The organism is Agathobaculum massiliense (assembly GCF_900291975.1).
Lineage (GTDB): Bacteria > Bacillota > Clostridia > Oscillospirales > Butyricicoccaceae > Agathobaculum > Agathobaculum ammoniilyticum.
The window spans coordinates 2,922,115-2,940,722 of the sequence record NZ_OMPN01000001.1; the positions used below are offsets into that span (position 1 = coordinate 2,922,115).

19 protein-coding genes are annotated in these 18,608 nt (G+C 58.2%); 10 read left to right on the forward strand and 9 right to left on the reverse strand.

The annotated features are described in order from the left end of the window. Positions 1 to 2: 2 nt before the first annotated feature. Positions 3 to 1,151 carry an MGDG synthase family glycosyltransferase gene (locus DBQ51_RS14795; RefSeq protein WP_054327579.1) on the reverse strand — a complete coding sequence of 383 codons (1,149 nt, stop codon included), beginning with the start codon at positions 1,149 to 1,151 and terminating at the stop codon, positions 3 to 5. Positions 1,152 to 1,208: 57 nt separating this feature from the next. Continuing rightward, entirely contained in the window at positions 1,209 to 1,469 is a 261-nt protein-coding gene (spoVG, locus tag DBQ51_RS14800; protein ID WP_054327578.1) for a septation regulator SpoVG, read from the reverse strand. Positions 1,470 to 1,649: 180 nt separating this feature from the next. Here spoVG and murC point away from each other — a divergent pair, with 180 nt between their 5' ends. After that, entirely contained in the window at positions 1,650 to 3,020 is a 1,371-nt protein-coding gene (gene murC / locus DBQ51_RS14805) for a UDP-N-acetylmuramate--L-alanine ligase (protein ID WP_054327577.1), read from the forward strand. 42 nt (positions 3,021 to 3,062) lie between these two features. Here murC and DBQ51_RS14810 read toward each other — a convergent pair whose 3' ends face one another. After that, positions 3,063 to 3,914, reverse strand: a complete 852-nt coding sequence (locus DBQ51_RS14810) for a sugar phosphate isomerase/epimerase family protein (RefSeq protein WP_107631942.1) — start codon at positions 3,912 to 3,914, stop codon at positions 3,063 to 3,065. Between the two features lie 209 nt (positions 3,915 to 4,123). Here DBQ51_RS14810 and DBQ51_RS14815 point away from each other — a divergent pair, with 209 nt between their 5' ends. Continuing rightward, on the forward strand, positions 4,124 to 4,735 hold the full coding sequence (locus DBQ51_RS14815) for a cytidylate kinase-like family protein (protein ID WP_107631943.1): 612 nt from the start codon (positions 4,124 to 4,126) through the stop codon (positions 4,733 to 4,735). A gap of 131 nt (positions 4,736 to 4,866) precedes the next feature. After that, positions 4,867 to 5,481, forward strand: coding sequence for a hypothetical protein (locus DBQ51_RS17295; RefSeq protein WP_242977950.1), 615 nt, complete (start codon positions 4,867 to 4,869; stop codon positions 5,479 to 5,481). Positions 5,482 to 5,522: 41 nt separating this feature from the next. Here DBQ51_RS17295 and DBQ51_RS14825 read toward each other — a convergent pair whose 3' ends face one another. Next, on the reverse strand, positions 5,523 to 6,089 hold the full coding sequence (locus DBQ51_RS14825) for a hypothetical protein (RefSeq protein ID WP_054327573.1): 567 nt from the start codon (positions 6,087 to 6,089) through the stop codon (positions 5,523 to 5,525). A 144-nt stretch (positions 6,090 to 6,233) separates the two neighbouring features. Here DBQ51_RS14825 and DBQ51_RS14830 point away from each other — a divergent pair, with 144 nt between their 5' ends. Beyond that, complete coding sequence (locus DBQ51_RS14830) at positions 6,234 to 6,632, forward strand: metallopeptidase family protein (protein ID WP_054327572.1); 399 nt, start codon at positions 6,234 to 6,236, stop codon at positions 6,630 to 6,632. 48 nt (positions 6,633 to 6,680) lie between these two features. On the opposite strand, the gene DBQ51_RS14835 is transcribed toward DBQ51_RS14830, so the two are convergent. Together DBQ51_RS14835 and DBQ51_RS14840 are read right to left on the reverse strand one after the other, a co-directional pair. Continuing rightward, positions 6,681 to 7,205 (reverse strand): transcription repressor NadR, encoded by a 525-nt coding sequence (locus tag DBQ51_RS14835; RefSeq protein WP_107631944.1) that lies wholly within the window; start codon positions 7,203 to 7,205, stop codon positions 6,681 to 6,683. A gap of 76 nt (positions 7,206 to 7,281) precedes the next feature. Continuing rightward, positions 7,282 to 7,935, reverse strand: a complete 654-nt coding sequence (locus tag DBQ51_RS14840) for a 3D domain-containing protein (RefSeq protein WP_054327571.1) — start codon at positions 7,933 to 7,935, stop codon at positions 7,282 to 7,284. A gap of 721 nt (positions 7,936 to 8,656) precedes the next feature. Between DBQ51_RS14840 and DBQ51_RS14845 the strand changes: the two genes are divergently transcribed. The 3 genes from DBQ51_RS14845 to DBQ51_RS14855 all read left to right on the forward strand — a co-directional run bounded on the left by DBQ51_RS14845 (position 8,657) and on the right by DBQ51_RS14855 (position 11,823). Beyond that, positions 8,657 to 10,315 carry a ribonuclease J gene (locus tag DBQ51_RS14845; RefSeq protein WP_054327569.1) on the forward strand — a complete coding sequence of 553 codons (1,659 nt, stop codon included), beginning with the start codon at positions 8,657 to 8,659 and terminating at the stop codon, positions 10,313 to 10,315. A gap of 293 nt (positions 10,316 to 10,608) precedes the next feature. After that, on the forward strand, positions 10,609 to 10,956 hold the full coding sequence (locus DBQ51_RS14850) for a TIGR04076 family protein (protein WP_054327568.1): 348 nt from the start codon (positions 10,609 to 10,611) through the stop codon (positions 10,954 to 10,956). Between the two features lie 45 nt (positions 10,957 to 11,001). Continuing rightward, a complete protein-coding gene (locus DBQ51_RS14855) occupies positions 11,002 to 11,823 on the forward strand; it encodes a 4Fe-4S dicluster domain-containing protein (RefSeq protein WP_107631945.1) in 822 nt (273 codons plus the stop codon). Between the two features lie 29 nt (positions 11,824 to 11,852). Here the strand turns inward: DBQ51_RS14855 and DBQ51_RS14860 are convergent, their stop codons facing one another. Together DBQ51_RS14860 and DBQ51_RS14865 are read right to left on the reverse strand one after the other, a co-directional pair. After that, the gene (locus tag DBQ51_RS14860; RefSeq protein ID WP_107631946.1) at positions 11,853 to 12,389 is read right to left on the reverse strand and encodes a hypothetical protein; all 537 of its coding nucleotides are present in this window, start codon (positions 12,387 to 12,389) and stop codon (positions 11,853 to 11,855) included. 37 nt (positions 12,390 to 12,426) lie between these two features. Continuing rightward, positions 12,427 to 13,410: a biotin--[acetyl-CoA-carboxylase] ligase gene (locus DBQ51_RS14865; RefSeq protein ID WP_107631947.1), complete on the reverse strand. Its 984-nt coding sequence runs from the start codon at positions 13,408 to 13,410 to the stop codon at positions 12,427 to 12,429. A 137-nt stretch (positions 13,411 to 13,547) separates the two neighbouring features. Here DBQ51_RS14865 and DBQ51_RS14870 point away from each other — a divergent pair, with 137 nt between their 5' ends. Together DBQ51_RS14870 and DBQ51_RS14875 are read left to right on the forward strand one after the other, a co-directional pair. Next, positions 13,548 to 14,345: a YlmH family RNA-binding protein gene (locus DBQ51_RS14870; protein WP_107631948.1), complete on the forward strand. Its 798-nt coding sequence runs from the start codon at positions 13,548 to 13,550 to the stop codon at positions 14,343 to 14,345. Between the two features lie 71 nt (positions 14,346 to 14,416). Further along, a complete protein-coding gene (locus tag DBQ51_RS14875; RefSeq protein ID WP_159068203.1) occupies positions 14,417 to 16,501 on the forward strand; it encodes an S-layer homology domain-containing protein in 2,085 nt (694 codons plus the stop codon). A gap of 55 nt (positions 16,502 to 16,556) precedes the next feature. On the opposite strand, the gene DBQ51_RS14880 is transcribed toward DBQ51_RS14875, so the two are convergent. Further along, complete coding sequence (locus DBQ51_RS14880; RefSeq protein WP_107631950.1) at positions 16,557 to 17,867, reverse strand: alpha-amylase family glycosyl hydrolase; 1,311 nt, start codon at positions 17,865 to 17,867, stop codon at positions 16,557 to 16,559. A 237-nt stretch (positions 17,868 to 18,104) separates the two neighbouring features. Here DBQ51_RS14880 and rplS point away from each other — a divergent pair, with 237 nt between their 5' ends. Then, entirely contained in the window at positions 18,105 to 18,446 is a 342-nt protein-coding gene (gene rplS / locus DBQ51_RS14885; protein WP_054327561.1) for a 50S ribosomal protein L19, read from the forward strand. The last annotated feature ends 162 nt before the right edge of the window (positions 18,447 to 18,608 follow it).

Here is an 18,608-nt window from a genome sequence, read left to right on the forward strand (position 1 = left end):
TTTCAGCATGCGTTTGATGGTTCATTCCATTGCAATACAAAATCCGCGAGCCGTTCGGTTGCATCCGGATGGGCGACCGCCTGCATGGTCTGGCGCACGGTCGCCAGACGGGCGGGGTTGCGGAACAGCTCGTACACGGCCTCGTCGATCGGGAAATGCTTGGTGATCTGCGCCGCCATCCCGTTGTTGACCAGGAACTCCACGTTGCGCTCCTCATGGCCGGGGATCGGGTCGACAAGCAGCATGGGCAGGTTTTTGGCAAGCGCCTCGGATACCGTCAGGCCGCCGGGCTTGGAAACGATGCAGTCCGCAGCGCTCATCATTACCTCTACGTTGTGGACAAAGCCGTATGGCTTGATCACACAGTCGCCCTGATAGCGGGAGGCGAACTGTTCAACCTGTAGAAACTGCTTTTTGTTGTTGCCGCAGACCACAAGAAGCTGCAGCGGGAAGCCGAGCGCGGTCAGCTTTTCCAGCGTTTTTACATGGTCGGCATAGCCCATGCTACCGCCCATGAGCAGGAGCGTGCGCTGCTGCGGGTCAATGCCGAGCTGCGCCGCAGCGTCCGCCCGCGACAGCTTTTGGTTGAATTTCGGATGCACCGGTATGCCGAACGGCAGGATGCGGCGCTCGGGTATGCCGCGCTTGACGCAGCGGAAGGTGAGCAGTTCGCTTGCCGTTACAATATACTGTACATGCGGCACGTCTTCCCAGTAGGGATGCAGGGTGTAGTCGGTCACGATGCCGATGGTTTTGATATCGTCAAGCTTTTTTCGCTTTTTCAGCTCATCCACCATCTGCGCGGCGAAAACGTGCGTGCAGAGGATTACATCGGGCGCGTAGCCCGCAATCACCCTGGCGAACTTGGACGCCCCGAGGGCATTGATGATGTTGATAATGCTGGGGCCAGCGGTGAAATAGCCCGCGCCGCCGTTTTCCGCAAGCTGATAGACCAGACGGTACAGCGTCTGCATGTGCTTGGAGGAAAACAGGTAGCCCTTGTCAATGGTTGCCCTGATCAGGTTGCTGATGTAGGCGTAAACGTCCAGCGTATGCACATCGGCGCCCTTGCTGGTCAGCATGTCGCCCACGGCCTTTGCGGTCGCATGGTGTCCAAAGCCTGCTGTGACAGATAAAATCAATACTCTCATACCGGTACCTCTCCTTGTATAAGAGTTATTGTACATCAAAACAGGAAAAAAAGCAAATTACTGTATAAACGCCGCCTTATAGGCGTCCAGCACCCTGTGCTCCAGCTCGTCGCGCAGCGCGTTGCCGACCGGATGCGCGATATCGCGGAAGCGCCCGTCCGGCATCCGGCGGGACGGCATGGCGAGGAACAGCCGGTCATGTCCGTCGATGATCTTGATGTCATGCACGGCGAACATATCGTCGAAAGTGACGGATACCAGCGCCTTCAGGCGGCCGTATTCTTCCACATGGCGGAATTTGATGTCTGTGATTTCCATAGTGTACTCCTTTTTTCTGATTGGTCGTTTTAATTTTGTCTGTTTGCCTATTTATATTTTGACAGGTTTGTACTATAATATACCTTGTCTGGCAAGAATAGCAGTACAGGCAAAGCCCTCTCGGCTGGAACCGCGGTTTCGCCCGAAGACTGAAGATTATAGCAGGAGGCTTAGGGGAATATGGCCCTTTCAATCAAGCCCTATATTGAAAATAAGGAAACCATCCATCTGATTGGCATTGGCGGCGTATCCATGAATTCGCTGGCCGAGCTGCTGCTGTCAAAAGGGGTGCCGGTCACCGGCTCGGACCGGCTGGGGACTGACGTTACCGCGCGCCTGAAGGCGCGGGGCGCAAAAATCAGCTATGAGCATAAGGCGGAAAATGTGCAGGGCGCTTCGCTCGTCGTCCGCACTGCCGCGGTACATGACGATAATCCGGAGGTCGTCCGCGCGCATGAGCTGGGCATACCGGTGATGGAACGCGCGGAGGCCTGGGGCCACCTGATGCGGGATTACGATAATGTGGTCTGCCTGGCCGGCACGCACGGCAAGACGACCTCGACCTCCATGATGGCGCTGATCACCATGGAGGCCGGCCTGGACCCGACGGTCATGGTCGGTAGCAACCTGCCCGCGATCGGCGGCACGCTGCGCATCGGCGGCAAGGGCTGCTTTGTGGCGGAAAGCTGCGAATACTGCAATTCCTTCCTCAAATTCGCGCCGACCGTCGCGGTGGTACTCAATGTGGAGGAGGACCACCTTGACTTTTTCAAGGATATCAATGATATCATCCACTCGTTCCGCGCGTTTGTCGAGCTGACGCCGATGAATGGGCTGGTGGTCGCCAACGGGGACGATCCCAACGCCATGCGGAGTGTCGCGGGACTGGACCGGCGTATCCGTACGTTCGGCATGGCGCCGGACGCGGACGTGCGCGCCGAAGACGTGCGGGATGTGAACGGATATTACCAGTTTACCGTCCTGATCGGCGGCAAGCCGTATGCACGGGTCAGGCTGTCCGTTCCCGGGCGGCACAATATGCTCAACGCCTTGGCGTGCTGCGCGGCGGCGGAGTTTTTGGGCGTATCGGGCGCGGCGGCGGAACGCGGACTGAACCAGTTCACCGGCTCGTCCCGCCGGTTCCAGTTGATTGGCAAAATGCCGTGCGGCGCGACTGTGGTGGACGACTACGCCCATCACCCCAATGAGATGAAAGCGACCCTGACGACCGCCAGAGAGATGCGGTTCGACCGTATCCTGTGCGCGTTCCAGCCGCATACCTATACCCGCACCAAGGCGCTGTTCCCTGAATTCGTGGAGGCGTTGAAGCTGTGCGACCAGGCCGTGCTTGCGCCGATCTACGCGGCGCGGGAGCAGAATACGGTCGGGGTGTACGCGAGCGACTTGGCGGAAGAAGTGCCGGGGGCGGTAGCCTTTGACAGCTTTGCGGAGATCGCGGCCTATCTGCGCCGCGAGGCAGGGCCGAACGACCTGGTGATTACCATGGGCGCGGGGAATATCAACGAGGTAGGCCCCATGTTGATCCGATAAAAACAGAAAAGCCGCAGGACGCGCTCCTGCGGCTTTTTTCTGTTACGGCTGTCCGCTGTAGGGAGGACGCGCGGGGATAAGCTGCCTGAGATATGCCACGCTCTGTTCCGCCCAATCCTCCTCCTGCGAAAGGGTCTGTTCCAGCGTGGGGCAGCACGCCATCCAGCTTTCCAGCACCGTGCTGAAATCGCGGGGCGCCTCCCGCTTCAGGTAGTCGAGTATTTTGGGGATGGGCTGACGCCCCTGCCCGGCGGGCATGCCCGTGATGGCCAGCCCGACGCCGGAATTGCTGCGCTGGATCGTGTAATCCTTGACATGGAAACAGACGCAGTACGGCGCCATATACTGCAATACCTCGTCGATCGGCTCCTCAGTGGAGAGCGAATTCGTGCTGTCCACGACCAGGCCGACGAGCGGATGGCCGATCTGCGCGATCATTTCGGCGTATTCGTGCGCGAGGAAACGGTCATGGTTCTCAATGCCGAGCGTCAGGCCGTGCCGCTCGAGACGGGGCAGGACGCCGCGCACGACGCGGATGGTTTCCTCCATCGGCGGCTCGTAGCCTGCGGCGTCCGTGATGCCGCGCAGCATGCTGACGCCCAGACGGGCGGATATATCGATATACCGTTCGAGCCGCGCGGGCGTCATGCCCTTCATGCCGGCCTCGAGCAGGATGCCGCGCTCCTGCGCATAGACGCGGATCTCGTCCAGGGTGGCGTCGCTGAAATCGTCAAACGGCAGGTTGTGCGAATACTGCACGCAGCCCACGTCGAGCGCGACCGCCTTGTCGATCAGGCCGAGCGGCGTGAGCGGCTGCGCCGGCCGCTGCGCGGGATTGACGCCGGATAAAAACGGATAGGTAAAGGAACTGATGCCAAGCCAGGTCTGCGCCATAACAAGCCTCCTTTTTTATGAAAAAACAATAAAAGCCGCGGCTATCTTCTTGCCTTTATTTTGCACGGGGAGAAAGTAATTGTCAACGATTTCTCGCAATTCAAAAAAACATCAGATTTTTACTTGACAAAAATCACGAAATGGTGCATACTGAACATACAAAGAATTATGCAATTTGTATAATTTCGTAACAGTGAGGAGGGTGCGTTATGAATAACAACTTAATCATCACCATCGGCCGTGAATACGGCACAGGCGGCCGTGAAATCGGCCAGAAACTCGCGCTCCGCCTTGGCATTTCCTTTTATGACCGCGAGCTGATCACGCGGGCGGCCAAAAAGACCGGCTTTGATGAAAAGCTGTTTGAACAGTTGGATAAACGGGCGACAAACAGCTTCCTGTACTCGCTGACCATGTTCGGCTCGGTCGGGCTGAACGGCATGAGCCTGACCGACCAGCTTTATCTGGCACAGGCGAATGTGATCCGTGAGATTGCGGAGGACGCGCCCTGCGTGGTCGTCGGCCGCTGCGCCGACCATGTGCTGCGGGACTTCCCGAACAAGTTCGATTTCTTTATCCACGGCTCGATCGAGGATCGCATTAAGCGGATCCAGAGCTGCGGGGACTATGAGATCGAGGGCAAGACGCCGCAGGCGGCGTTGGAAAAAATGGATAAGCAGCGCTCTACCTATTACAACTACTATACCGGAAAGGTATGGGGCAAGTGTGACCATTACGATATGTGCATCAACGCCGGCCGGCTGGGTGTGGAGCATTCTGTGGATATTATTCTGGAGTATGTCAACCGGTTGAAAAAATAAGCTCGTTTCTTCATGGGGAATAGAGGAAAAGAGAGGGAGGAAAGGCCGTATCCATTCGGATACGGCCTTTCCTATAGCGCGGAACAAAACCGCTGCGCGAACGTCAGAACAGGTAAAAGGAGGGAATGACAATGAAGCGATTGCTCACAGGCGGGCTGGCTGCCATGCTGGTGATGCTGCTGCCGGGCTGTGGAGATCAGACAACTGCCAAGCCGGTGATTTACCTCTATCCGGAGGAAGTCACGGAGGTGCTGGCTCAGTTGGATTACAACGGTGAATTGGCCGTCACCTATCCGGCGTATGAGGATGGCTGGGCCGTGACCGCCCATCCGGACGGCACGCTGGTCGATGCGGAAGGAAAGGAGTACTCGTACCTGTTCTGGGAGGGTTCCTCGGATACGGAATACGACTTTTCCGAAGGGTTCTGCGTAGCCGGGAAGGACACGGCGGCATTCCTGCAGGGGACGCTGGCGGAGATCGGTCTGACGCCGCGGGAGTACAATGAATTTATCGTGTACTGGCTGCCGAGGATGCAGGGGAATGCCTATAACCTGATCTCGTTCCAGTCCGACCGGTATACCGAGACGGCAAGGCTGACCATCGAACCGGAGCCGGACAGCGTGCTGCGCGTATTCATGGCCTGGAAGCCGCTGGAGGCGCCGCAGGAGATTACGCCGCAGACCTTTGCGCAATTTGAGCGGGATGGCTTCACGGTGGTCGAATGGGGCGGCTGCGAGCTGCCGTGAATGGCAAAAGCGCCGGTGCAATACGCACCGGCGCTTTTGCGTCATACCGTTTTGGCTTTACGCATCGTGCCGCTGACCGGCTTCCAGATCAGCAGCGAGATCGCGTAATCGATCATGGAATGCACAAACGAGCCCACGCCGACCAGCAGGACGATCAGCCGCAGCATCTCCTGCATCGGCATCGCCATGGCCGCATAAAACGGAATGACGATCAGCGCTTCACAGACGGCATGGACAACGCTTGTCCAGCAGCCGAGGCTGAGCAGCCGGAGACCACGGTTGGAGGTCGCCTGCCGGAAATCCAGAAGCTCTGGATGCCGCTGGAGGTAAATGGCGCCAAGGGCGACGAATATGATATGGGACAGCGCGCGCAGGACAATGGGAAGCGAAAAACCGCCGAGGAAAAAGCCGAGCGTCGTACCCAGCGCGACGGCTGCACCGACTGCGGGGGAGATGAACATGGCCAGAAAGACCGCGACATGGCTCGCCAAGGTAAAGCTCATGGGGTCGATGCGGATTTTAATGGGAGAAAACATGGGGATAATAATGCCGATCGCGCAGAGGACGCCGGCAAGCACCAGATGGTACAGACTTTTGCTTTTTGTCATGGGTGTTCTATTCCTTTCCGATCTTTTGTCAACGGTCAAAAGTATACTGCAATGTGGAACATATGTCAAGACATATGTAAAATAAAATGCGTGCTTGCCGAAACGGCGCCGGATATGGTATAGTTAAGGCGAAAGGAAGATAGCATGATTTCCATTGACCGATTTGAAGAAATACTGGAGGCGCTGGCGGAGGAGCTGCCGGAGCAGTTTTATGAGGAGCTGAACGGCGGCATCTTGGTAGATACCGGACACCCGCTACACCCCGCGGACGAGCATGGCGACCTGTATATCATGGGGGAATACCGTGTCGATCCAGCCATGGGGAAATATATCGTGATGTTTTACGGCTCATTCAGGCGGGTGTTCCGCGGCCTGGATGAAGCCGCGCTGACCGAGGAGATGCGCAAGGTGCTGCGGCATGAGTTCCGTCACCATGTGGAGGGGCGCGCGGGAGTGCGCGACTTGGAGGTCTTGGACGAAGCGCAGATCGCGGCCTATCGCGCGCAGAGCAGGGAGGAGGACGAAAAAGGGCAGGGCGCGTGAGCGCCCTGCCCTTTGTGCGTTCAAAGCGACGGCGGAAGCAGGCCGATACTACCGCTCCTCGGTGAGCAGAAAGCCCCCGTCCTTCAGCCCCCGCACGACGCGGCTGAGGGTTGCCTCGTCCGCGGCGCGTAGCGTATGCAGATGGATGCCTCCCGTCAGGTCGCAGAGCGGACGGGTGCCGGGGTTTTGTATTTTTTTGCAGAACGCGTCCGCGTCAAAGCGGGAGAAAATGTGCAGCGGCGCGCAGATCTGGCCATAAACCGGATGCTCGACGGTCACGTCGATCAGCGCGCCACCCAGATCGACGACCGTATACAGCTCGTCACGCAGGCGCTCGTCCCCATGATGGCAGACGACACGGCGTTCCGCGTAGACCGGCGCGGCGGGGTTTTCCAGGATGTAGCCGCGCGGCGTGGCGAGCACCGCCAGGCCGCCCGCGCGCAGCAGGGCCACGTCGCCCACGATGATCTGGCGGCTGACGCCGCACTGAGCGGCCAGCGCGGTTGCGGAAACGGGTCCGTCGGACTGCGCGAGCAGATGGGTGATTTTGATACGCCGTTCGGCAGCATTCATAGTCGTCACTTCCTTAACAACCCTATCATAGCAAAAGAAAAAGGACTATGCAAGCATAGCCCTTTTGAAAAAACACTTAGCCGAGAAGATAAACGTTTGCATATTGTACGCCAAGATCGTAAGCACGGTCATGGGAAGAAACAAATACGTCGATCTTGTTATTTTTGATTGCGCCGCCGGTATCCTCTGCGATAAACACGCCATAGCCCTCAATATAAACGCGGCTGCCCAGCGGAATGACCGAGGAATCCACCGCGATCGTGCGGCCCTCGGCCGCGATCGTACCGGAAGCGGTCTTGCCGCTCGAGGTGCCGTTGCAAACCGCGCACGGGCAGTAGAACGTCAGCTTGTAATTGCCCAGCGAGGTGGCGTTGCTCTTGATCGCGTCGCTGGCGAGCAGGGAGGACGAGTAGGCTACCGTCTTGGTCGAAACCGGCGCGGTCAGCAGGCTGTTGTACTCGGATTTCTCCGCAGCAGCCTTGGCTGCCGCGGCTTCCGCCTTGGCCTTTGCCTCCGCTTCCGCTTTTGCCTTGGCCGTTGCTTCGGCAAGGGACTGCTCGGCGGTCTTGATTTCGTCTGCGGTCAGGACCGTGCCGACCGAGGAATTGAGATTGGAAGAGAGTACCGCAACTGGCTGATCCAGAGCAGCAGCGCTGGCCGTTGCCATCGCGCTGACAGCGAGTGTCGCCGCGAGGAGTTTGGCCATATGCTTTCGCAGGGAAATAGACATTTGTGTTACACTCCTAAAAAATCGTCGTGAAAACCCGCAGGACTGCGGCTCGGTGTTACCGATTTGTTTTCAGGTTGTTACTGTTTTGTTTTCGATCTGTTTCCGATCTGTAACCTCATGATACTGCATTTTCGCGGATTTGTCAAAGCCTTTTTTTGAATTCTGTGCAAAATGACCAATACATTGCGTATAGAGCATATAAGTCTGTATAGTGTTCTAAAAAAATCAGCATATTTGACAAGAAGACCATAGGGATTGTGTATGTCCAAAGGGTTACAAACAAGATATACGGTACGGCGTCTTCCCCAAAATCCAATATGCAGGAAAGCGTTCTTTGCGGCGGGAAGCGTCTGCGCAAACCGGAACGGGCGGCAGGCCGCGGAAACGGCGGCGGGGACACGCGGGGATTGGTCAAATTTACGAAGATCTGCGGTATAAGCGGTGCGGGGCTGTGGATACTATAGGATATGGTAAGACGATGCGGATAAAAATTGCTTTACAGGCGTGCCGCACTATGGTATTCTAATAATAAGTGTTTGCGCTCCGCGTGGGGATGCGCCGCTTTTTCCGCGGCGAAACCGGACCGCGTCGTCACTGTTTTTTTGAGGTAAAGGCATCCAAAAACGGGATAACAGGGATGCCTTTTGAAAAGAACGGGCAGGAACCCGTGTCAACACAAAAGAAAAAAATCTGATGAAAAAAGGAAAGTGATATCGATATTATGAAAGAAAAACTGAAAATCATACCGCTGGGCGGCCTCAACGAGATCGGCAAGAACATGACCGTGATCGAATACGGGAACGATATCGTTGTGGTGGACTGCGGTGTCGCGTTTCCGGACGACGACATGCTGGGCGTGGATCTGGTCATACCGGATACGACCTACCTCAAGCGCAACCTGAACAAGCTGCGCGGCTATGTCATCACGCACGGTCATGAGGATCACATCGGCGCGATCCCGTATGTGCTGCGCGAATGCAACGCGCCGATCTATGCGACGCGGCTGACCTGCGGCATCATCGAGACCAAGCTCTCCGAGCATAAGATGCCGCAGAAGGTGAAGCTCAACCATGTGCGGGCGGGCGATTCGATCAAACTCGGGTGCTTCAGGGTGGAATTCATCCATACCAATCACTCGATCGCGGATTCGGTCGCGCTGGCTATCACCACGCCGCTGGGGACGATCCTGCACACAGGCGACTTCAAGATCGACCTGACGCCGGTTTCTGGTGAGATGATCGACCTGGTGCGCATCGGCGAACTGGGGAAAAAGGGTATCCTGGCACTGATGAGCGATTCGACCAACGTCGAGCGGCCGGGCTATACGCCGAGTGAAAAGATCGTCGGCAAGTCGCTGGAGAAGTTTATCACGGAAAGTGACCAGCGTATCATCATCGCGACGTTCGCCTCCAATGTGTCCCGTTTGCAGCAGATACTCGACATTGCAGCCAAAGCAGGGCGCAAGGTCGCGGTCTGCGGGCGCAGCATGGAGAAGATATCCAAGGTTGCGACCGAACTGGGGTACCTGAAGGACTCCGGCAAGGTGATGATTGATATTGCCGAGATCAAGCGCTATCCGCGCAGCCGGTTGATTATCGTTTCTACCGGCTCGCAGGGCGAGACCATGTCCGCCCTGTACCGCATGGCATACGGCAGCCATAAGCAGGTCGAGGTCAACACAGGCGACCGTATCCTGATCGCTGCTTCTGCCATCCCGGGCAATGAGAAGTCGATCAACAATATGGTCAATGAGCTGTATAAGCAGGGTGCGGAGGTCATTTATGACCGTTCAGCCGCGATCCATGTTTCCGGCCATGCGTGCCAGGAGGACCTCAAGCTGATGCTGGGCCTGTGCAAGCCGAAGTACTTCATCCCCGTACACGGCGAATACCGCATGCTGATGCAGCATGCAGGGCTGGCGCGCGAAATGGGCGTCAACCCGAAGAACATCCTCATTACCGAGATCGGCCGGCCGGTCGAAATCAGCGAGAATTCCGCGCGTTTGGGCAATCCCGTGCCTGCAGGACGCCTGCTGGTGGACGGCCTTGGTATCGGCGACGTTGGCACGGCGGTGCTGCGCGACCGCAAGCATCTCTCTGAGGACGGCCTGCTGGTCGTCGTTGTGACGGTAGACGCAACAACGGGCGTGGTCATTGCAGGGCCGGATATCGTATCCCGCGGCTTTGTGTATGTAAAGGAAGCCGAGGATCTGATGGAGGAGCTGCGCAATATATCCCAGATGGCACTCGACCGCTGCGCGGCGGAGAATCTGCGCGACTGGAACAGTCTCAAGTCCGCGATCAAGGGCGATGTGAGCGATTACCTGTTCAAAAAAACAAAGCGCAGCCCGATGGTGCTGCCGATTATTATGGAAATCTGACGTGGGAAAGCGGGGGGCGCTGGCAGCCCGTTTCCACGAAACAAAAAAACGACCGCTCAAAGCGGTCGTTTTTTCGTTTGCTTTCTATAGCCCGCGCAGAGGAAAGGCGCGGAAATGGCGATTGTCCGCCGATGGGCCGCTGTGATATAATAGCCGTGAAACACACATTAAATACATCATTATACCATCAGCGGCACTTAGCGGCCGACTCAGGCAAAAAAAGTGCGGGCCGCTGTGGTATAATAGAAACAAAGCGGGCAAACCGAAAGGCCGCGTACGGAGGAGAATCGGATATGAAGAAATGGTATGACGAGGAGTATGCGTTTGAGATCGAGGTAACCGGATTCCTGCGCGGCGACCATACGGAGCGGTACTGCAGGAACGGCGAGGAGGTCGGGGACAAGTACACCTGCACCTATGGCTGCCCTGTAAACGGGCAGGGGCAGGGAATCTGTTCCAAAACCATGATGATGCTGTTCCCAATCATGGAGGCGGTCAGGAGCGGAGGCGATTTGGAGAATATCGGCGGTAGCGGCAGATATACCAAGGATATTGTGTGTCCGGACGGCTGCGTGCTGTTTCGGCTGACAGCGGAAAAGCTCGGGAATGAGAATTTCTTTAAGGGGAAGTTTTTTGACTGATCCGGGCGTTACAGCGCCCGCAAAAGAGACAAGGAGGGACAAAGTATGAAAACGGAACGGGTATGGAAGATGTATTGGAGCGCGACGGGGACGACAAAAACCGTCGTATCCGCGATAGCGGACCGGCTCGCGGCAGAGCTGGGGCTTGCTGTGGAGACATATGATTTTACGCTGCCGGCGGCGCGGCGGACCGCGCCGGAGTTCGCGGCGGGGGACGTGGTCGTTTTCGGTACGCCCACCTATGCGGGGCGCGTGCCGAACGTACTGCTCAAATACCTGGAAACGGTAAAGGGCGGCGGCGCGGCGGCAATTCCGGTCGTGACATTCGGCAACCGCGCGTTTGACGACGCGCTGATCGAGTTGCGCGATATTTTGACGGATAACGGTTTCCGCCCGTTTGCGGGGGCGGCGTTCGTTGGGGAGCATTCCTTTTCGAAAACGCTGGCGGCGGGACGTCCGGATGTGGACGACCTGCTGCTTGCGGCGCAATTTGCCGGACAGGCGGCCGCGCGGCTGGCCGGGGTGGATGGGCAGACGCCTCCGGTCGAAGTGCCGGGCCGCGCGCGGGAGGCGCGTACCTATTACCAGCCGCGCGACCGCGCGGGCAATCCGGTGGACATCCGAAAGGTAAAGCCGCTGACCGGCGAAGCCTGCGACCAGTGCGGAATTTGCGCCGCGGTATGCCCGATGGGGTCGATCAATCCGGAAAACGTGCGGGAATACACGGGCATCTGCATTAAATGCGGCGCCTGCGTCAAAAAATGCCCGCAGGGCGCGAAATATTATGACGACGCCGGTTACTTATACCATAAGACCGAGTTGGAGGAGGGCTACAAACGCCGCGCGGAGGTCAGGCTGTTTTTCTAAAGCCAATCATAAAAGGCTGACGCATAGCGTCAGCCTTTATACATGCCGATTTTTTGCAGCTCCTTTATCATGTCCGGAACCGTCTGGCCCGCGATTTCCAGGCGCGAGGCAGACCCCGGGTACTCGGCCGAGAACGTATCCCACGCGGTGACAAGGTGCGCGGTCGGAACGGCGCCGAACTGCTCGAGCAGCGCTTCAAAGCGGCCGTTTCGCGGGCTGTAAAGAGACAGAACCTTGTATTTCTGCACGAAAAGCTCCTCCTCGGTTGCGAGCGAGCCAATAGCGAACGCGGAAAGCCCATCCTGATAGAGCAGCTCTCCGTATCCGTCCAGGATCAGGGTGAGCTGCTTTTTGGTCATGCCGTCCAGATACCACACCTCGTCGGATTCCGCGTCCGGATGGATGGCGAGGAACAGCGGCTCCTCCAGCTCCGCATAAAACGAGCGGACAAAATCAGGCAGCTTTTCAAAGCTGAGGTTGCAGGTCAGGGTGTCGCTGTTCCGCTGGTATTGCTCGGACAGCTTTTCGGGGAAGGGGACGGTAACGCCCGCGGCGGTTTGAAACATGGCGGATACTCCTTTTTATCGATCAAATAGGCAGGGGTTACAGGCGGATGCTGATCTCACCCGAGGACAGCGTGCGCACGGCGCCCTGCGCGTCACGGACAAGCAGATGTCCGTTTCCGTCAAGGCCGGTGCAGTCGGCCTGGTACTTTCCGGCGGGGGTGATGACGGTGACCGGTCTGCCGATGCAGCACAGTCGGCTCCGGTACCGGTCAAGCAGCTCAGCCTCGCGGCCGCTCTCCAGCAGGGTGTAGGCGCGTTCGAAGCGGGACAACACCGCCGCCGCAAAGGCGGCGCGGCGCGGAACTGCGCCGAATTCGCTCAGGGCGCCCGCCACCTGTCGCACCTCCTCCGGCCAGGCCGGATTGGGGCGCAGGTTTACCCCGATGCCCACGACCAGCGAGCTGACCGTACCCGTCTCGCCTTCGATAGTGGCTTCGGTCAGGATGCCGCACAGCTTACGCCCATGCATCAGGACATCGTTAACCCATTTGATCTGCGGACAGAAGTCGGCGGTGCGCTCGATCGCTTCGGCCACCGCGACCGCGGCCGCTATGGTGACGAACTGGATATGCGACAGCGGGAGCGAGGGATGCAGCAGGATGGTCTGGTATACGCCGGTACCCGCGGGGGCGGAGAATGAGCGTCCCAGCCGCCCGCGTCCGCCGGTCTGCGCCTCGGCAAGCAGGGTGAAGCCGTGCGGACGGTGGAGGTACCGTTCCTTGAGCACGGTGTTGGTAGAGGTGAGCGAGGGGAAAACCAGCATGTCGCGTCCGACAAAATCCGTGTCCAGCAGAGCCTGGACGCCGGCTGCGGTCAGGCTGTCGTCATCCGGCGCAAGGCGGTAGCCTTCGCCGGGGACCCCGTCGATTGCAAGCCCTTCGCTGCGCAGCACGCCGATCGCCTTGTGTACCGCCGCGCGCGACACGCCCAGCCGCTCCGCGAGCATACCGCCCGACAGACGTTCTCCCCGCGCCTGTTCCAGCGCCCGCAGCACCGCGTCCTTGACTGCCAACCGAATCATCCCCCTGTACCTGATGAGTCATGTTCTATATTGTGCCGTCCGCTTTTTATGCGGGACACGCGTTCCTTTCTATTGTAAACGAAAAGGGGAAAGAGTACAATAGAAAATAGCTTAGGAAAAGTAAGAGAGGGCATAATGTGAAGAGCAAACAGGAGATACTGGCCGCGCTCGCGCGGTCGAACGAAGAACGGCTGTTGCTCGCGGGGCTGCTGGACAAGGAGCAGACCTGCGTGTCGCGCGGCTATCTGACGCATACCAAATTCCTTGACCCGAACGAGCGCGCGATCTGCGCGGAGGCGGTGCGGCTGAGTGGTGCGGCGGGGCATGCGCTGTTTTGGGGCGGTTATGAGGACGCCGAGCGGGGTGTATACCTGTTTTATCCGGACTATCTGGATGGGGACGGCGCCAGACAGGCCGCGCCGCTCGCGCTGCTGCGCGCGCACAAGCGCAAAGAGGATGCGCTGACCCACCGCGACTATCTGGGCGCGCTCATGGGGCTGCAGATCGAGCGGGCGGTCGTCGGCGATATTCTGGTACATGACGAAGGGGCGGACATCCTGGTGCTGGAGGAAATGGCGGATTTCATTCTGCTGCATTTTTCCAAGGCTGGCAGAAAACAAATTTCGCTTACCAGGGAGGTAATCGGGAACCTCAAGGCGGCTTCCGTCGTCGAAAAAAGCGGAAGCGGATCGGTCGCGTCGCCGCGGCTGGACAGCGTGGTGGCGCTGGTGTTTGGCTTGCCGCGGGCAGAGGCGCAGGCGCGGATTGAGAAAGGGCTGGTGTTCCTGAACCACATGCCCTGCCTCAAGCCGGAGCGTCAGGTGGACGAGGGCGACCGGCTGACCGTGCGCGGCCTAGGCCGCGCGCGGATCGAGGCGTTCGGCGGCACCAGCCGCAAGGGAAGGCTGTTTATCAATTTTGTTAAAACGGTATGAAGAGAATGCCTGTTGTCAAAACCGCCTCGGTATGGTACACTGATGACAACAGCAATAAGGGGTGTTTAGATATGAAAAAACGATGGTTGTCTTTTCTGCTGAGCGCGGCCATGCTGGTCGCGATGCTCCCAACGGCTCTCGCAGCGTCCGATATCGAGTCGCATTGGGCAAAAAGCTACATCGAATATCTTGACCGCGAGGGCGTGATCAATCCCAGCGCGACAACAGGCAATTATGAGCCCGACCGCGATATGACACGCGCGGAGTTTATGCGGTATATCAACCGCGCGTTCCATTTCACGGAGAAGACCTCCATTTCCTATACGGATGTCCCATCGAACGCCTGGTATTATGAAACCATCCAGATAGCGGAGCGGTATGGTTACATCAACGGCACGGGAAACAATAAAATGGAGCCGGAGGGTAAAGTGACCCGCGAGCAGGCCGCGGTCATCATCGGCCGTCTGTTCAAGGCCGACCCGGGAAACGTTTCCCCGTCCGACCTGACGTTTACGGACAAGAGCCAGGTGTCCGACTGGGCCGCGGGATACATCAAGGCCGCGGCGGACAAGGGCTTTATCGCGGGCTACAGCGACGGCACGTTTAAGCCGGGCAAGGTTGTGTCGCGCGGCGAGGTCGCGAAGATCCTGTATTATTATCTGGGGACGTCGCTTTCCACGGCCGGCAAGGCTTACACCGGCGCGGATCTGAAAACCGATACCACCAATGTGACAATATCGGAAAACTGCACGCTGTCCGATGCGGCGATTCAGGGAGACCTGTACATCACCGAGGGTCTCGGCTCGGATGCCGTGACGCTGACCAATGTTACGGTCAACGGTTCGATCATCGTGTCCGGCGGCACGGTTACAATGGTAAATACGACGAGCGACCATATGATTGTTTCGTCTCCGATGGGGCGCCTGATGCAGGTAACTGCAACAGGCGCTACGCACATCAAGCAGACCGAGGTGCAGACCGCAGCTACTCTGTATGAAAAAGGGCTGACAACCACGGGGTATGAGGGATATGCGGATGTTGTTGTGAACGGCGGGGAGCGCGTCTCGCTGACGTTGGACGCGAACGTGACAAACCTGACGCTCGAGGACGAAGCCACGGTCAGCACAACTGCGGGCGCAGCGGTTTATCACCTGACTGCGGATAAGGCCGCGTCCATCACGGGCTATGGTTCGGTCTATCAGGCGGATATCAATGCGGACGGGGTCAGCTTCGCAAGCAGCGTCACGGTTTCCGGCTATACGCTCGGCCGCGGGGTGACAGCCACGATCGGCGGGCAGTCGGTCAGCGTTTCAAGCACGGCGGGCGTGGAGCCGGCAAGCATCAGCGTCGATCTGAACGACCTGTCCGCGCTGGGCAGCGGGGTAAATATTTCGCTGCCTTCCGGAAAATCGGTATCCTCCGTGACATGCGACGGCGCGACCCTGTCCCCGTCGGTCGCTTACAACACGAGCGGCTCGGGGATCCGGCTGCTGACCTCCTATCTCGGCACGCTGACGCGGGGCAGCCATACTCTGGTGCTTACGCTTTCGGACGGCAAGCGGTCGAGCATCGCGGTCACGGTAACCAATTCCTCGGCCACCGCGGACGCGGAAGAGCTGGTATTCGACCGGTACTATAAGTCGTCCGGCTTCAAGGACCTGAACGTTAAGCTGGACGGGGTCGGCGCGGAAAGCGATATCGTGCGCGTTGTGCTGGGGCTGTCAGGCATCGATTATGGGTTTAACAATTCCACGCGGGCGCTGGTGCTGCGGCGCGGCCTGCTGGCCCAACTGCGTGCGGGTACATATACCGTGGCGGTGGACCTGGCGAACGGGGAACAGCGGACGATCAACCTGACGGTGGAGGATTCCACACCCGAGGGCGTCAACATCTTTGTGGCGGAATATGACACCTATGTGCCGAGCGAGCCTGACTTCGCGCTGCCGCTCAGCCGGCTCACTGTCCGCAACGTCACCGCAGTCAAAAACAGTTCGGTGCAGACGCTGAAGGAGGGGACGGACTACCAAGTATCGGATAAAGCCCTGACCCTTACCAAAACCGCGCTCGAGAACTTCCGCCGTTCGAGCGGATATGTGGAATTTTCCGTGACGATGTCGGACAATTCGGTATATACGCTGGTCATCGATTACATTTAAGCAGCGGACAAAAAAAAGGCCGCCGGTTCCGCCGGCGGCCTTTGCCTGTTTGGAGTTATCGCTCGCACTGCCAGAAAAACGCCGAATAAGGGGGCAACTCGCTGCCGCCGCCGAAATCGTGCGGCGCGCCGGTGATCAGATCGACCGCCCGACCGCATTTCGCGTCAAAATGCGCGGTGTAGGGGTGGTCGTCAATGTTGACCGCCACAAGAACGCGTTCACCCTCGCAGGCGCGCTCCCAGATGCACTGTCTGTTGGTCAGGACGACCTGTCTGAAATCGCCGTAACACAGCGCCTTGCTGCCGCGGTGCGCCTTTGCCAGCGCGGTGATCCAGCCGGTCAGCTCGTTCCACTCCGGCGCATCGAACGCGGGACGCAGTGCGTCGTCGCCCTCGCGCTTTTCGCCCTTGGCGCCCCATTCGCTCCCATAGTAGAGGCAGGGGATGCCCGGCATGCCGAACAGCAGCGCGTAAATCAGCGGCAGGTGCCTGGGGTTCTGCAGGATGGACGCGGCGCGCGTGACATCGTGATTGTCCGCAAACCCCAGCAGATGCTTGCCGCGGTAGAGCGTCCAGTTTTCCGGACCGAACTGGCGCAGCAGGGAATGGGTGATCTCGAACAGGTTCATGCTGTTCAGGGAGGAATACAGGCCCTTGTAGCATTCATAATTGGTGCAGGAATGCAGCATGCCCTCTCCCACGAACTGGTTATAGTCGCCGTGCAGCAGCTCGCCGACGAGGAAAAAGTCGGGCTTGAGCGTGTCGCAGAACGCGCGAAGCTGGCGGAGGAAATCCTTATCCAGGCAGTAGGCCACGTCAAGGCGCAGCCCGTCGATATCGAACTCGTCTACCCAAAGCCGGATGCAGCCGAAGATATGCTGTACGACCGCGGGGTTTTTCAGGTTGAGCTTGACCAGCTCATAGTGTCCCTCCCAGCCCTCGTACCAGAAACCGTCGTTATAGCCCGAATTGCCATCGAATGAAATATGGAACCAGTCCTTATAGGGGGAATCCCATTTTTTCTCCTGCACGTCGCGGAAAGCCCAGAAGCCGCGGCCGACATGGTTGAACACGCCGTCGAGCACGACACGGATGCCGTTCTGGTGCAGCGCGGTGCAGACCGAGGCAAAGTCCTCGTTCGTGCCCAGGCGGCAGTCCACCTTGCGGAAATCGCGGGTGTCGTAGCCGTGGCTGTCGGATTCAAAAAGCGGGGAAAAATATACGGCGTTGCAGCTAAGCCTGGCGATGTGCTCCGCCCAGCGGCCGGCTTTCCGGATGCGGGGTACGGTTTGGCCATCGTTGACGCGCGGCGCGCCGCAGAAGCCGATCGGATAGATCTGATAGAATACGCTTTCATAAGCCCACATAGGTGTAAGCTCCTTTCTGCTCCCTCTGGGGATATAGTAATAGTATACACGATGGACGCGGCAAAACCAAGCGAAAGCGGAAACTTTACATCTGCACGGCGGAACCGTGCAAATAATAATAAAAAATGCTTGCAAAGGGAGGTGCGATGTGGTATTATTAATCGGTAACACGGGCATTCCTCTGCTTATTTTCAGAAAATAGGGCAAGAATGTCTAAGACGAAAGGATGACAGAAAAATGGATCTGGTCAAAGTACTGTCCGAGCAGCAGCTCAAGAGCGACCTGCCGGAGCTCAAGATCGGCGATACCGTTAAGGTACACGCGAAGATCAAGGAAGGCAACCGTGAGCGTATTCAGGTGTTTGAGGGCATCATTATTGCCAAGAAGCACGCTGGTGTGAACCAGACGGTTACCGTGCGCCGCATCTCTTACGGTGTAGGCGTTGAAAAGACGTTCCCGGTACACTCCCCGAACGTAGCGAAGTTCGAGGTTGTGCGCAGCGGTAAGGTCCGCCGCGCCAAGCTGTACTACCTGCGCGGCCGCGTGGGCAAGGCTGCCAAGGTTGCCGAGAAGGTTTGAGAACAACCAAATACAAAAACGGGGAGCGTCATGCTCCCCGTTTTTGTATCAGCGGCGGATGGTCTTCTGTCTGCGGAGCCGGCTGAGAAGCCCTTGAAAGCGCAGGCGCGGAGGATTTGGGCTTGCATAGCAGGCGATATATAGCTATAATAAAATCGTATG

What these genes read in the sequence shown, in the direction of transcription:
- DBQ51_RS14845 (WP_054327569.1), top strand. Translation starts at nt 8,657, where the DNA reads ATGAAAGAAAAACTGAAAATCATACCGCTGGGCGGCCTCAACGAGATC.
- DBQ51_RS14850 (WP_054327568.1), top strand. Translation starts at nt 10,609, where the DNA reads ATGAAGAAATGGTATGACGAGGAGTATGCGTTTGAGATCGAGGTAACC.
- DBQ51_RS14880 (WP_107631950.1), bottom strand. Translation starts at nt 17,867, where the DNA reads ATGTGGGCTTATGAAAGCGTATTCTATCAGATCTATCCGATCGGCTTC.
- DBQ51_RS14815 (WP_107631943.1), top strand. Translation starts at nt 4,124, where the DNA reads ATGAATAACAACTTAATCATCACCATCGGCCGTGAATACGGCACAGGC.
- DBQ51_RS17295 (WP_242977950.1), top strand. Translation starts at nt 4,867, where the DNA reads ATGAAGCGATTGCTCACAGGCGGGCTGGCTGCCATGCTGGTGATGCTG.
- DBQ51_RS14825 (WP_054327573.1), bottom strand. Translation starts at nt 6,089, where the DNA reads ATGACAAAAAGCAAAAGTCTGTACCATCTGGTGCTTGCCGGCGTCCTC.
- DBQ51_RS14855 (WP_107631945.1), top strand. Translation starts at nt 11,002, where the DNA reads ATGAAAACGGAACGGGTATGGAAGATGTATTGGAGCGCGACGGGGACG.
- spoVG (WP_054327578.1), bottom strand. Translation starts at nt 1,469, where the DNA reads ATGGAAATCACAGACATCAAATTCCGCCATGTGGAAGAATACGGCCGC.
- DBQ51_RS14860 (WP_107631946.1), bottom strand. Translation starts at nt 12,389, where the DNA reads ATGTTTCAAACCGCCGCGGGCGTTACCGTCCCCTTCCCCGAAAAGCTG.
- DBQ51_RS14840 (WP_054327571.1), bottom strand. Translation starts at nt 7,935, where the DNA reads ATGTCTATTTCCCTGCGAAAGCATATGGCCAAACTCCTCGCGGCGACA.
- DBQ51_RS14835 (WP_107631944.1), bottom strand. Translation starts at nt 7,205, where the DNA reads ATGAATGCTGCCGAACGGCGTATCAAAATCACCCATCTGCTCGCGCAG.
- DBQ51_RS14795 (WP_054327579.1), bottom strand. Translation starts at nt 1,151, where the DNA reads ATGAGAGTATTGATTTTATCTGTCACAGCAGGCTTTGGACACCATGCG.
- DBQ51_RS14875 (WP_159068203.1), top strand. Translation starts at nt 14,417, where the DNA reads ATGAAAAAACGATGGTTGTCTTTTCTGCTGAGCGCGGCCATGCTGGTC.
- murC (WP_054327577.1), top strand. Translation starts at nt 1,650, where the DNA reads ATGGCCCTTTCAATCAAGCCCTATATTGAAAATAAGGAAACCATCCAT.
- DBQ51_RS14810 (WP_107631942.1), bottom strand. Translation starts at nt 3,914, where the DNA reads ATGGCGCAGACCTGGCTTGGCATCAGTTCCTTTACCTATCCGTTTTTA.
- DBQ51_RS14830 (WP_054327572.1), top strand. Translation starts at nt 6,234, where the DNA reads ATGATTTCCATTGACCGATTTGAAGAAATACTGGAGGCGCTGGCGGAG.
- rplS (WP_054327561.1), top strand. Translation starts at nt 18,105, where the DNA reads ATGGATCTGGTCAAAGTACTGTCCGAGCAGCAGCTCAAGAGCGACCTG.
- DBQ51_RS14865 (WP_107631947.1), bottom strand. Translation starts at nt 13,410, where the DNA reads ATGATTCGGTTGGCAGTCAAGGACGCGGTGCTGCGGGCGCTGGAACAG.